Source organism: Arthrobacter sp. MMS18-M83 (genome assembly GCF_026683955.1).
Lineage (GTDB): Bacteria > Actinomycetota > Actinomycetes > Actinomycetales > Micrococcaceae > Arthrobacter.
The window spans coordinates 74,204-87,681 of sequence record NZ_CP113343.1 but is presented as its reverse complement, the minus strand read 5'-3'; the positions used below and the strand labels follow the sequence as shown (position 1 = coordinate 87,681).

The window sequence follows — 13,478 nt, the reverse complement described above, 5'->3', positions numbered from 1 at the left end:
CATGAGTACAGAGACCGTTGCCGCCGTCAGCGCCCTGCCTTCGGTGCGATCGCTGCGACGCCGAATGGTGCGAAAGGGCTCGCGCCTTCTGGTTGTTTTCAGTTGTGCGTGGGTTCTGGCGCTCCTCTTCGTGGCGATCTTCGCCAATATCCTTCCCATCGCCTCACCTGACGTGGACGCGGGAATCGGTGTCCGGCTTCCTCCCTTCCAGAACTGGCCCGAATTCCTCGGTACGGATTCGCTCGGGCGCAGCACGCTCTCCCGGGTGATTCTGGGCGCGCGCACCTCGCTTGCCATCGGTGTCCTCGCGGTCCTGGTCGGAATGGTCGTCGGCGGTCTGCTCGGCCTCCTCGCCGGATATAGGCGCGCATGGATCGACAACCTGATCGGCACGTTCACCGACGCCATGCTGGCGTTTCCTGCGCTCATCTTCCTCATGGCACTCGCTGCGGTCCTCGGACGCGGAGTGGGGGTGCTTATCATCGGCCTCGGGGCCGTGGCGATTCCGTCATTCCTTCGAGTCGCCAGAGCCAATGCGATTCGTTTCTCTACGCGGGAGTTCGTGCATGCCGCCCGCCTGTCGGGCGCCTCGGTCGGTCGGATCCTCATCAAAGAGATCCTCCCCAACATCGTTCCGCCGATGATTGCGTACGCGGTCATCGTGATGGCGGGCCTGATCGTTGCCGAGAGCTCGCTAAGCTTCCTCGGTCTCGGGGTGGCACCGCCGACGCCGAGCTGGGGAGGAATGATCGCCGATGGCCGATACGATCTGCGAGCCGACCCCGCCCTCGTCTTCGTGCCGGCTGCCGTGCTGTTCTTCACGGTGCTCTCGTTCAACGTCCTCGGAGATGCCGCCAGGCGCCGACTCGATGTCTCAAACTCTCGGCTATAGGAGCGGATTATGCAGAACTGTGGCGTATCGGCGTTGCCGGGGTGGTCATCTCGATGAGCGATGTGCAGCCCCCCGCCCTGGATGTGCGGAACCTCCAAACCCATTTCGAGACGCCCCAGGGCATCGCCCGAAGCGTGGACGGGGTCTCCTTCACCCTCCCGACAAGCCACGTCCTCGCGGTCGTAGGCGAGTCCGGGTCCGGTAAGAGCGTGCTTTCCCGCACCATTATGCGCCTAACACCCAAGGCGAACAGCAAGTCCTCAGGAGAGGTGCTGCTCTCGGGAGTCGATCTGATGAAGCTGCGTGAGAAAGACATGCGCAGCATCTGGGCTGACCGCCTGTCCATGGTGTTCCAAGACCCCATGACAGCGCTGAACCCGGTCATGCCCGTCGGCGACCAGATCAGCGAGTTGCTGCAGCAACACAAGCTGGTGCCCAAGGCGGAACTGAAAACGGCTGCCATTTCGGCGCTGGCGTCCGTCGGCATCCCCGATCCCGTGGCCCGGGCGAAGCAGTACCCGCACGAGCTGTCTGGCGGAATGCGCCAGCGAGTCATGATCGCCATCGCCCTCGCCGGCAACCCCGAACTGCTCATCGCAGACGAACCGACCACTGCCCTTGACGTGACGATCCAGGCGCAGATCATGACGCTGCTGCGTCAGCAGCAGACCCAGCGCCGCATGTCGATGATTCTCATCACTCATGACCTGGGAATCGCCTCCGCCTATGCCGACGACCTCATGGTGATGTACGCCGGCCAGATCGTTGAGAGGGGACCCGCCGCGGAGGTACTCCAGAGGCCGCGCAGTCCCTACACCGAGGCGCTGCGACGATCCATCCCGCGCCTGGCGAATCCATCACACACCCGGCTCGACGTAATCCCGGGCCGACCTCCGACGATGACAGACCTCCCCACGGGGTGCCGGTTCGCTCCGCGTTGCCGCTATGCGCAGGACAAATGCCTCACCGAGGTACCCGGCATCGAGAAGGAGACCCAGGCCGAGCACGAGTACCGCTGCTTCTACCCCGTGGGGACCACGGCGAACCGGGACGCGCTGGCCCTGAATCTCGAACGAGGCCGTACCGCCGCCGGTCTTCCGGTTTCTCAGCCGGTAGAGAAGCGCGCAGGCCAGCGATCAAAGGAGATCCTTCTGTGACGACGTCAACAACGATGCCCATCGAGGAAACACCCATCGAGGAGCGGGCGCTGCTCAGCGTGCGCGATCTCGTGGTCGAGTTTCCCGTCGGGAAGGGGCAGACGGTCCACGCCGTGTCAGGGGTCAGTTTCGAGGTGCGGGCCGGCGAGACTCTCGGTCTGGTGGGTGAATCAGGCTCGGGAAAGTCCACGATCGCCAGGACGCTCGTCAGGATGGAGGAGGCCACGTCAGGCTCCATCCTGCTGGAGGGAGAAGACCTCGGGAGCCTGGACGGAAAAGAACTCCGCAAGGTCCGCCGTCGATTCCAAATGATCTTCCAGGACCCCATCTCCTCGCTCAATCCGCGCCGGCGCGTCGTCGACATCGTTGCCGAACCACTCGCGATCTGGAAGGAAGGCACCCCGGCTTCCCGCCGGGAGCAGGCATCGAAACTGCTCGCCCAGGTGGGCATCGACCCGGATACCGTCGGCCGCCGTCGGCCATTGGAGTTGTCCGGGGGACAGTGCCAGCGCGTCTCTATCGCGCGAGCGCTGGCACTCGATCCGCGGGTGGTCATCTGTGATGAGCCCGTCTCCGCCCTTGACGTGTCGGTGCAGGCCCAGGTGCTCAACCTGCTCGAAGACCTCAAGCAGCAGCGACAGCTGACCCTCATCTTTGTTGCCCACGACCTCGCCGTAGTCAAGAACGTCAGCGACCGTGTGGCAGTCACGTACTTGGGGAGGTTCTGTGAGCTCGCCCCTGCGGAGAGTCTCTACGAGGCGCCCCTTCACCCCTACACAAGGGCGCTTCTTGACGCGATCCCCGAGGCTCCGACCGAAGAGGATCCAGACGAGGCGAAACTTGCGGTCCCGCTTTCGGGGGAGATTCCCTCCCCGCTGGACCCGCCGTCGGGCTGCCGGTTCCGCACACGCTGCCCGCGGGCGACGTCACTGTGCGCTGCAGAAGTCCCGGAGTGGCGGGAGATCCGATCAGACCACTGGATCGCCTGCCACTTCCCCCTAGACCAGACCCATGAATAGACCAGGCCGCTAAACGGAAGGAGCGCCGGCAACAGACACCGTTCCGAACCTTAGGAGGCCGTCGGCAGCTTCGATACGGCCACATCGACAACGAAGTCCATGAAAGCAAGGAAACCCATGCACCATGCCAAGAAGAAAAGAAGTATCCTCTCGCTGGTTGCGCTGACGGCGGCAGCCGCACTGCTCCTCTCGGCCTGCGCCTCCACGAAGTCGGCCTCCACGGAGCCGGTGACCCGCGTGAAGGGCGGCACCCTGCGGATCGCCTACTTCCAGGATCCGGCGAGCTTCGATCCGGCCGTGACGTTCTTCAGCCCTACCACCGACGGCGCCTACCTTACGGCGATTTACAGCCAGCTCGTTCAGGTTGACCAGGACGGAAAGGTCACGCCCGACCTCGCGCTCTCCGTCACGTCGAAGGACCTGCTGAACTGGGAGATCAAGCTCCGTCCCAATGTCAAGTTCAGCGACGGAACCCCATTGAACGCGGAGGCTGTCAAGTTCAACTTCGAACGCTATGCGCAGCCGACTTCCACCCAGACCTTCAACGCGGCGAACAAGATCGCGAAGACCACCGCGGTGGACGACGTCACGGTGGACGTTCAACTCAAGTCCGCGAACGGGCAGTTTCCGACCCTCCTGATGCAAAGCCTCGGAATGATGGTCTCTCCCACGGCTGTCAAGAAGTCCGGGGCCGATTTCGGCGTCCATCCTGTGGGAGCGGGGCCCTTCATGCTTACTTCGCGGACTCCCGGAAGCAAAGTGGCCTTTGACCGGAACCCCAATTACTGGGACGAAGGCAAACCATACCTGGATAAGCTCCTGTTCACAGTCCAGTCGGACATGGACCAATCCGTACTCTCCTTCCAAGCAGGCGAAGCGGACGTCTGGGCCGGCGATAACCCGACGCTGGTCAAACGCCTCGTCGACGCCGGGTTCAACGCACACAAACAGCCAAACATCGGTGGTTGGGGATTCCTCTTCAACTTCAACCGGGCGCCCACCGATGATGTAAGGGTCCGTCAGGCCCTCGCATATGCGACGGACCTCACCGACTGGAACGCCAAGGTGCAGTCGGGAAACGCCACCATCGCGACCTCCATCTTCCCCGAGGGGAACCCGCTTCGCACGGAGGTCAGGCAACCGCTGAACGACCTCAAGAAGGCCCAGGCCCTCATCGACAGCTACGTGGCCGACAAGGGCCCCGTCACGCTGACGATCAATGCGACGGCGGGCACGTTTGCCAAGTCGGCGGAGGTTCTGCAGCAGCAGTGGAGCCGGCTTCATGGAGTGACGGTTAAGATCGAAATGGCGGCGCTTGCGCTCAACGCGAAGAAGTTCGCCGAACGGGACTTCCAAGTCACTGCCACGGGCTTCTTCGGAATCGATCCCTCCTGGGATATGGAGGGCCGGTTCTCCTCCGGTTCGCGCACGAACTTCTCCGGGGTGGCAGATCCGGGGATCGACGCGCTGTTCAAGACGGCGGGCAATACGCTCGACCTCGGGGAGCGCAAGAAGGCCTATTCAGAACTTGAGCAGAAGCTCTGGGCCATCATGCCGCAGATCGACCTCTACTATGCAACGACGAGCGTCATCGGGAGTTCCAAGGTGGTGGGGCTGAACCTCTACGGACCTGGCTACCTGAAGTATCAGGAGATCGGCTTCTCCAAGTAAGGGATCTGGCTGGCGAGCCGACAAGCTCGCTAGCCAGGCTCAAGGTGATGTCGCGGAGGTGCGAGTAGGAATTGGCTGGTGAGGCCTAGCCCGCTGCTGTCTGGACGGTGCGGAGGGTCGTAGGCGGTTCGTTGCGTTGTTCCAGCCAGTTCTCTGGCTTCGTACGATTCATCGCGTATCGGGCCATCCAGCGCGCAACCCAGCCCATTAGACCAAAACCCGCCATCTATCGCCCACAGAATGCCTACCGAGCGACCAAATCTACACTCACCCAGGCTTGCGACAAGTTCGGCAATCCTGACAGAAGCCGGCTGGGCCATGGGACTGTCAGGATCGGGCGGTGTCGAGGGAAATGGGACACGCCCCTCTCCCGAATATGCTCAGGGCATGACGGAGAACGAGACGGGACTTGTTTGGCATTACACCGATGGCGCTGCCTTGATGAACATCCTTGCGAAGAACGAGCTGTGTGCCGGGTCGGCGGCCTTCATGAACGACGCGAATGAACTCCTTAGCGGAAGCATCCGGCTTCGAAAGCATTTTGAGGATCAACGTTCAGCACCTCAGTGGACGTGGTCGAGGGGCTAGAAGAGTACATTCCTGAAGTGAGGGCAAGATCACGGGACTCCTTTATTCTGTCCGCCTCATCGGATGGCGACAGCCTAACCATGTGGCGTTACTACGGCCGCGATCAAGTTAGCTTTGCCGTCGGACTCGACCGTAGCGAAACCTTGGTTCCTGTGGCGCGGTTCGAAAAGGATAGCCACCCTAGCCCCTTTGCGGATTACTACGTCGATAAGTACGACCTGAATGACGACGGTCAAATCTTGAAACACCCAAATGGCAGCCCCGTTGTCAATTTTGACCCAGACTCCATGAGTATCCTAGGTGGTGAGTGGAAGCTGGTGGTCTACGATCAGGCGCAACAGTCGAAGATCGTCACCGAGATATTCGAATCGCTCCGTCGAGGTGTTGAGAAGAGCATTTCGACACCTGAGGATGGTCGGCTCGGGATATGGTTTTTCCCCTACTTCATGAATGAGTCTTTGGACCTCATCAAAAATGACGGCTTTCGCGATGAACGGGAAGAAAGGATCATCGTGTGGCTCAACCCCGACTGGAAGTTTGTCTTCCATCGTCCTGGGCCCTTCGGCCTAGTGCCTTCGTGAAATTGACTTCTCGGGGTGAAGACCACGTTGACCCGTATGAATATCGCTTTGCCACAAAAGCAGGGAAGTTGCCCGTACGTGAAATTCGCATAGGTCCGACCCCGTACAGTTCTGAGGCTACTGCCAGCCTGAAACAGTTGCTCGACTTCCACGGCTTACATGACGTTAAGGTCACTCACAGCGAGATTCCGTTCCGCCAGTGACAGACCGAATACTCGCGTCCCGTTCTCAGCATGCTGTGGATACACGAGTTAGAAGAACGTTTCCTAATCGGATGAATACCCCGTCAGGAGGAGCCGGAAGTCATCGGTCCGGCCGTGGGCCTGGAGGCGGCCCCGGAGTTCCTGGGAGGGCACCATCTGGTCTCGCCGCCAGCCGCCGGAGCGGCGCGTATCTCCGCGGATACTAGAGGTATCTACGGTCGGTTTATGGTTCCGCGAAGGAACTGCGGAACGCTGCTAGCGGACGAATCTCACAACGATGTGTCGAACGTTGCGGTTCAATCGCGGTACGAACCATTAGTTACGAGAGACCTGGGGCCGTGGCGACGAGCCTGATCGGATGCGCGAGGACCCGAACTCTTATAGTTGCAGGGGGCCTCAGCGTCCACCGCACGTTTACCCCACGGAAACGATGAAAAACGATGACATGTCAGTGACCTCGCGCAGCACAGCAATCCGCTAGGTTCCGCGGATTTTCAATTCAACACAAGCCCTTGGCATACAACGAAATACCCGTCCGATGAGAAGAGGTCAGGAGTTTGAATCGTCCTCACCTCAGGATTCACTGGTACTGGTTTGGTACCATGAGGTATGGCCATGAATCTGCGTGTTCCCGAAGACCTCGACCGCCGACTTGATGAACTTGCTGCCGAGGAGCACACGTCCAAGTCCGCGCTGCTGCTCCAGGGGGCTGAGCTGGTCCTGCAGCGGCACGGCCGCCGCCGCGAGATCAATGAGGGTCTGGATTTCGTGATGAGCCATGACTCGGAGCTGCTCAAACGCCTTGAGGATGCATGAGTTCGTACCTCGAAATCGAGGACGCCCTGCAGGTGATCGACCGGTACGGGTTCCACATCCGTGACATCGGCCTACTGGCCTCGGCTTTGGTGCGCCCGGCAACGACGGTCATGGGCACGGAAGCCTATCCTCAACTGGCCATGAAAGCGGCAGCACTCCTCGAGTCCGTGGCGAGGTTTCATCCGCTCATCGACGGCAACAAGCGCACCGCGTGGACGCTCATGGTGCTGCTGCTGTGGATCAACGGTTACCGGCACGACTTCAGCACCAAGGAGGGCTTCGACCTGGTGGTGGGCGTGGCCGCCGGTGACATTGATTTACAGCGCAGCGCCATCCTGATAGAGAAACACCTGATCCGACGGTAGGTGCTGTGGAAGGGGTGCCAGGCTGATGTTCGGAATTCTTTGACGTGCGGTTGGCGGGGGAGCTTGAGGGCGGGATTTGGGGTGTGTACAACATACACACTTTTGGCGTCGGACTGGGCCGTACATCGGCCGGACTGGCTCGGATTGCCTATGTTTTCTGGAGTTCACCGTGTTTCCCCGGGCTTGGAATGCGGTTCGAGTCCCACCTCGGGCACAGTGTTGTCGCAGGTCAGGGTGCCTTTGGCGCCCTGACCGTGCACAAATCAGCTTTTTATGGGCCCTTCGGGGCCGTTTTTGTTGGTGGCCTTCGGTGTGGCCGGGTGCCTCTTTCCTTCGGTTGGGCGAGGGTTCTGTGTTCTTGCTCTTTCATGGTGCGGTCGTGGCTCGGCTACATGATGTGGTTGTGGTCTGGGGTCGCCGTGGCTAGAGCATGACGACGGGGGTGATTCTGCTCGTTGTCGCGAACCAGCCGGATGCGAGCCGGTACGAACCAGTTCTTCCGGATGTCCGAGCCCTTTCCAGCAGTATCGTGCTCCGCCACTAACGCGTGCCGCCGCCCACCGGTTCACGGGAAGTTTTCGAAATTCAGGCGTTTCTCCGGTCACAATGGAAATTGTGAATGAAGACACGCCGGATGTCGTCGGGCAAAGTGCGCTGCCCTGGTTTACCGATGTGGCAGGCAACGCCATGACCCGCGAACTTGAGGAACTGCGCCTCGAGAATGCCAGGCTGCGGAAACTGCTGGTACTCACCGAGCCGGAATCAAGAGCTCCCCGCCAGGACCAGCCGGCCATTCCTGCAGTTGTGAGCCGTGGCCTCGTGACCATGGAGTCGTCTCCGGAGGCAAAAGTCTGTCTGTTCCAGGACTTGTTCCGGGCACGCAGCGATGTCTATGCACTCCGATGGGAGAATTCACGGGACGGTCGATCCGGCTGGATACCAGCCGTCGCTGGTGGTTGGCGCAAGGGCACGAACATGGCTGATGCTCGTTTCTTGCCGCTTACGCCGACCGTTGTGGCTGAACATCTGCGCGGGCGGCAGCACATTGGCCTGTATCCCTTGACTGAGCAGGAAACATGCTGGTGGGTAGCGGCGGATTTCGACGGCGGTGCGGCAATGTTGGATGCGTTGGCGTACGTCAAGGCTGCGCGCTTTCGCGGGATCCCGGCTGCGCTTGAAGTCTCCCAATCTGGACGTGGAGCTCATGCGTGGATCTTTTTCAGCGCGGCCGTACCGGGCTCGGCCGCGCGACAGCTCGGCACCGGGCTGATTCACGAGGCAATGGGATTGCGCGGCAGCATGAGCTTGGCGAGTTATGACAGGCTTTTTCCGTCCCAAGACGTGCATTCGGGCAAGGGCATGGGCAATCTGATTGCTGCGCCGCTGAACGGCAAGCGCCGCCAGCACGGCACTACGTTGTTCCTCGACACCACTACTCTCGAACCGTATGAGGACCAATGGGCGTACCTGTCCAGCCTCGACCGGCTCTCGGACGGGGAAGTCAACACCCACATCCGCAGGCTGCCTGCCGTGAAGTTGGGACAAGAGGTTCGCCGGCTCGAACTGCCCCAGTCGTCCAAGATCGTTCCTCGCCCGGCGCTCATCATTCGCGCTACCTTCGCTTCACGTATAACCATCAAAGCAACGGATCTGGGGCCAGCCATGATTTCGGCAGTCAAACATGCCGCGTCAATGCCTAACCCCGAGTTTTACGATCGTCAACGCCAGCGCCGGTCGACCTGGGACATCCCGCGTTTTCTACGCAACTATGACGAAACCCTTGAGGGGGACCTTATTTTGCCTCGCGGGTTGTTATCCCTCTTGCATCAACTGGTCGAGTCGAGTGGCAGCACACTGCGCATTGATGATCAGCGCGCATCCGGCACCGCTCAAAGTTTCGAGTTCACAGCGCTACTCCGTGGGGAGCAACAAGGCGCAATGGATACCGCTACTTCCACTGAGCAAGGCATTTTGGTGGCTCCGCCCGGGACCGGTAAGACAGTCATCGCCTGTGCCGCCATGGCGCGTCGTGGCGTATCCACGCTGATCCTGGTTGACCGCAAGGCCCTGGCTGACCAATGGCGTAGCCGCATAGGCGAGTTCATGGATGAAAAGTGCGGCCAAATAGGTGGAGGGCGTGCAAAGACAACCGGACGCATCGACGTCGCGCTCTTGCCCACGCTCGCGCGGCGCGACAACGTCGCCGAGCTGACCGCCGGGTACGGTTTTGTCATCGTGGATGAGTGCCACCATGTCCCGGCCGTGGCATTCAGCCACGTCATGAACCAGATCCCGGCACGGTACTGGTTGGGGTTGACGGCTACACCGTACCGGCGGGACAAACTGGACTCGCTGATCTACCACCAGCTCGGCAAGATCACGCACACCATTTCGCCCCCTGCTCCGCAGCAGCTGCCCCGCCACCCGCGGGAGGTTGCCGAGCCGTCGCTGGCTTTGAAGCTGCACCGGACGTCCTACAATTACGACGGCGTCGCGGAGCCCAGCGAGCCTGGCGGGATTTCCGCCATTTACAAGGACTTGATCGCCAACGAGGATCGCCTGCAGCAAATCTACGACGACGTTTTGGCGGCTTACGAACAGAACTCGCGAATTCTTTTGCTGACGACCTGGAAAACCCATCTTGATTCCTTCAGGTCCCGGTTCGAGGCGGATGGTCTGAAGCCGGTGGTCTTCACTGGGGCAATGAAGGCGAAGGAACGACAAGCCGCCGTCGAGCGTCTTTCCAACTCCGATGACTCAGAGCCGCTGCTGGTGTTGGGAACCGGCTCCTACATTGGCGAAGGCTTTGATTGTCCGAAGCTGGACACCTTGTTCCTTGCGGCGCCCATTTCCTTCAAGGGCAGGTTGGTCCAATACGCCGGCCGAATCATCCGACCATACCCAGGGAAAACGGTGGCGACCGTTCACGACTACCATGATGAGTCCACTCCGGTCCTGGCAGCTTCCCTGAACAAGCGGGCGCCGGGGTACGTCTCGCTCGGGTTCCCTGATCCGCGGAAACTGCCAAGCGCGTGACGTCGTCATCCCCGCAGGAACAGTCTTCGGTGATTTTGCGACGGCATCAGCCACCCAATGGTCCCCGTGACGACCACGGAACGGAAGCGATGTAGACGTACTTGACGTACCTGATGTACGTGCGGATGATTGATATATGAGCACCCCCACACATGAGACAGTCGGTGGACACGTCTACGGGTTTACCCAAGCACGGGATTCGTTGAAGACGATCCTCGATGCCAGCGAGCGGGGAGGGCTGTCCACGATACGGCGGCCCGACCGGGCCACGGCCGCCGTCGTCAATGGAGAGAGCTTGCGCCGTTATCTGGAATTGACGGTCGTCGCCAATGTCCAGGTCGTGAACGAGGACGGAGCATGGGCTGTCTTCATGCCGGGGCAGCCTTTTGCCGCTGAGGCCACGGAACTGGGTGAAGCCTTGGCGGACTTCGTCGATGCTTTGCGGGACTACGCGGAGGATTGGGAGGATCATTTGCACGCGGCGCCCAATCACCGCGAGAACTGGGCCTTGGTTCAGCTCATTGATCTGTGCACCGATCAGCAATTGACCGCTTGGCTCACCGGCTCGGTGGCATGAGCGTCCGACGCGTGGGCGGACGGGACGACCATGAGAAGTTCTGTCTAACCGAGCGCTGGGAGTTGGTGACGAATGCCCGCGGGAAACCAGTGCGCCATCACGCGACCTACCGGTTGAGTCTGCAAGATGGACGGATCTTGCGGACCAGGATTTCCCGCCCGGTGGATCGCACCACGTATTCGAGTTCGATCTGGAACCATATTCTCCAAGACCAGCTCGAGGTCAGTGAGGATGAGTTTTGGGCATGCGTCGATGACGGTGCCTTGCCTGCCCGCGGAATGGCATCCCCTCCCGCTTTGGCTATTCCCCTGGCGCTGGTCTGGCAACTCACCCACACCGTTGGACTGAATGAACGAGATGTTGCCCGGATGACGAAAGAGCAGGCCGTTCAGGCGATCAACGATTACTGGATGTCGCAAGGGGGAGGACAGGACGATTGAGACGGTTGTCCGGTTGGTCGGACAGGCCGCAGTTGCCATAGCGGACATTCGTCTCCGTGAAAAAAGCGGCGTGTGCACACTGATGCTCCTATTGTTGTCAATGGTCGTTGAGCCCGGCGCCGGGCAGGTTACCGGGGGCCGGCCTCTCCGGCCTCAAGGGTCTTGCGATCGCTGGCGCGACGGCCTGCGGCCGCCCTTGACCCCCGGAGCCTCCGCGGCCCCCGGTCGGGAAGGCAGGGGCGCGGGCCCGGCCGAGGCCCTTTCCATGGCGCACTGTGCTATGCCATTCCTCGGGCCTGCCCGTGATGTGGAGTCTGTACGGTTTGAGGGGATTGCGCGTTGAGCCAGGTTTCGTAGCGGTGGTGGAAGTCGTTGTCGTGGCTGAGTCCGCGTTCGAGGCGGGATAGCGTGGTCGGCCAGACGTGCAGGGCGTCGGCTGCTTGCTGAAGGGTCAGGTGCTTGGCTGTCCGCATCGTCCGCAGTGGTCCGGCGTCCGGGGCGGGTTGCGGGTGAAGGAGCTGTTCGTAGATTTCCCGGGCGACGTAGCGTTTGAGGCAGCGCATGATTTCCTTCGTGCTTTTTCCTTCCTGTCGTCTCCTGGCCACATAGCTGCGGGTCTTGCTGTCGTAGCGCATCCGCACGAGGACCACGGGGTGGATGGCCTTGTTGGCCTGCCGGTCCCCGGCTCGGCTGAGCCGGTGCCGGGTTGTCTTTCCCGATGAGGCGGGAACGGGGGCGACGCCGACCAGGGCCGCGAACTTCGCTCGGAGGTGACGCGTTCGGGGTTGTCGCCCACGGTGACCAGGAGCTGGCTGGCGACGTCGGTGCCCACGCCTTGAAGATCGCGCAGCATCGGGGCGTGGAGGGCGAGGATGGCGTCAAGTTCGGCATCGATCAGTGCCAGCTCGTGGTGCAGGTGCCGGTAGCGGACGGCGAGTCGTTTCAGCACGGTCGCGGTGCTGGTCAGCGGCTCGGACGGTGCTCCGGAGGGCCGTGTTTTCTCCAGTGCGGCCATCAAAGCCGGACTCGTCATGGCCCGGTACTTGGCGCGGAGGGTCTCCGGTGCTGTTACCAGGATCGCCTTGACCTGGGCCATCACGGCGATGCGTGCGCGCATTGCGGTGGAGCGCTCCGCGCGCAGCACCCGCAGGGATTCCACCGCACCGTCGCGGGATTTCGGGGTGGCAGTGGCGTGGCCGGCCAGCACCGATTCGGCGGCCTGGTAGGCATCGAGCGGATCGGATTTTCCCTGCAGCCGGCGGGCCTGCCGGTTGGGGCGCATGACCTCCACGACGTGCATGCCCTCGTGGCTAAGTACGCGTGAGAGTTCGGCGCCGTAACTGCCGGTCCCTTCCACGCCTATGGCGAGGACCGGGCCGAAGCCGGTCATGAAGTCGATGATCCCTTGGTGGCCGGATCCCGTAGCGGGGAATTCCCTGTCGGCCAGGTGGAGGCCGGTTTCGGTGATGACGGCGACGTGGTGGGTATCGGCGTGGGTATCGATCCCGGCGATGACGATGGAGCCGCACTGGCGACAGGTTCACGGTGGCTCATCGCCATCGGTGTGCTGGGCGCAGCAGCTGCAGCCCTGATCGGTTTCCTGGACCTGTTCGCCATCCCCACCGGAACCCGGGTTCCGCACCGCCTTGGTCCACATGGGCTTGAACCTCTCCATCACCATCGCCTTCCTAGTCAACTTTCTCCTCAGACTTGGTCAGCACGGACCCGTGCAGGCCGGACTGATTGTCTTCTCGGCCCTCAGTGTCGCCGCGCTTGGCGTCTCGGGGTACCTCGGCGGCAAACTCGCCTTCCAGTACGGCGTCCGGGTTGCCAACGACGAGACGCAGGCCGCCGGCTTCGACCGGACCTCCACAGCGAAGGACTAATTCAACGGGCATCGCCGCGCTCGTCACCTGGATTGTTACCGCTGGGCTTGGGTTCACCATGCTCGGCCTGTGGCTACGCAGCGGAGGGCTGCGCGCAGCGCAAAGTGACGCCGCCATCCCGACTCGACTTGTACCGCCGCTGATCTTCAGCCACTTCCTGCTCGCCGCCGCTGGCTTGATCCTGTGGATCGTCTACATCATCATCGACAGCGACATCCTGACCTGGACCGCCTTCGGACTCTTGATC

At 61.5% G+C, this 13,478-nt stretch carries 12 protein-coding genes and 1 pseudogene; 11 read left to right on the top strand and 2 right to left on the bottom strand.

The genetic code is table 11. The features are described from left to right. The first annotated feature begins 1 nt into the window (after position 1). The 10 genes from OW521_RS00395 to OW521_RS00350 all read left to right on the top strand — a co-directional run bounded on the left by OW521_RS00395 (position 2) and on the right by OW521_RS00350 (position 11,345). Positions 2-892, top strand: coding sequence for an ABC transporter permease (locus OW521_RS00395; RefSeq protein WP_268021989.1), 891 nt, complete (start codon positions 2-4; stop codon positions 890-892). 53 nt (positions 893-945) lie between these two features. Further along, entirely contained in the window at positions 946-2,049 is a 1,104-nt protein-coding gene (locus OW521_RS00390) for an ABC transporter ATP-binding protein (RefSeq protein ID WP_268021988.1), read from the top strand. Beyond that, positions 2,046-3,068 (top strand): ABC transporter ATP-binding protein, encoded by a 1,023-nt coding sequence (locus OW521_RS00385; protein WP_268021987.1) that lies wholly within the window; start codon positions 2,046-2,048, stop codon positions 3,066-3,068. Before OW521_RS00390 ends, OW521_RS00385 begins: the two co-directional genes overlap by 4 nt. A 117-nt stretch (positions 3,069-3,185) precedes the next feature. Then, entirely contained in the window at positions 3,186-4,739 is a 1,554-nt protein-coding gene (locus OW521_RS00380; protein ID WP_268021986.1) for an ABC transporter substrate-binding protein, read from the top strand. A 566-nt stretch (positions 4,740-5,305) separates the two neighbouring features. After that, positions 5,306-5,908, top strand: coding sequence for a hypothetical protein (locus OW521_RS00375; RefSeq protein WP_268021985.1), 603 nt, complete (start codon positions 5,306-5,308; stop codon positions 5,906-5,908). 818 nt (positions 5,909-6,726) lie between these two features. Next, positions 6,727-6,927, top strand: a complete 201-nt coding sequence (locus OW521_RS00370; protein ID WP_268021984.1) for a ribbon-helix-helix protein, CopG family — start codon at positions 6,727-6,729, stop codon at positions 6,925-6,927. Next, entirely contained in the window at positions 6,924-7,292 is a 369-nt protein-coding gene (locus OW521_RS00365; protein ID WP_268021983.1) for a type II toxin-antitoxin system death-on-curing family toxin, read from the top strand. Before OW521_RS00370 ends, OW521_RS00365 begins: the two co-directional genes overlap by 4 nt. Positions 7,293-7,907: 615 nt before the next feature. Then, the gene (locus OW521_RS00360; protein WP_268021982.1) at positions 7,908-10,328 is read left to right on the top strand and encodes a DEAD/DEAH box helicase; all 2,421 of its coding nucleotides are present in this window, start codon (positions 7,908-7,910) and stop codon (positions 10,326-10,328) included. A gap of 136 nt (positions 10,329-10,464) precedes the next feature. After that, entirely contained in the window at positions 10,465-10,905 is a 441-nt protein-coding gene (locus OW521_RS00355; RefSeq protein ID WP_268021981.1) for a hypothetical protein, read from the top strand. Positions 10,906-11,066: 161 nt separating this feature from the next. After that, a complete protein-coding gene (locus OW521_RS00350; protein WP_216363216.1) occupies positions 11,067-11,345 on the top strand; it encodes a hypothetical protein in 279 nt (92 codons plus the stop codon). Between the two features lie 278 nt (positions 11,346-11,623). Here the strand turns inward: OW521_RS00350 and OW521_RS00345 are convergent, their stop codons facing one another. Further along, entirely contained in the window at positions 11,624-12,094 is a 471-nt protein-coding gene (locus OW521_RS00345) for a transposase (RefSeq protein WP_268026088.1), read from the bottom strand. A gap of 380 nt (positions 12,095-12,474) precedes the next feature. Then, positions 12,475-12,813, bottom strand: a pseudogene (locus tag OW521_RS00340) (IS110 family transposase); the annotation flags it as partial. Between the two features lie 187 nt (positions 12,814-13,000). On the opposite strand from OW521_RS00340, the gene OW521_RS00335 reads away from it, so the two are divergent. Further along, complete coding sequence (locus OW521_RS00335) at positions 13,001-13,231, top strand: DUF2231 domain-containing protein (RefSeq protein ID WP_268021980.1); 231 nt, start codon at positions 13,001-13,003, stop codon at positions 13,229-13,231. Positions 13,232-13,478 lie beyond the last annotated feature (247 nt).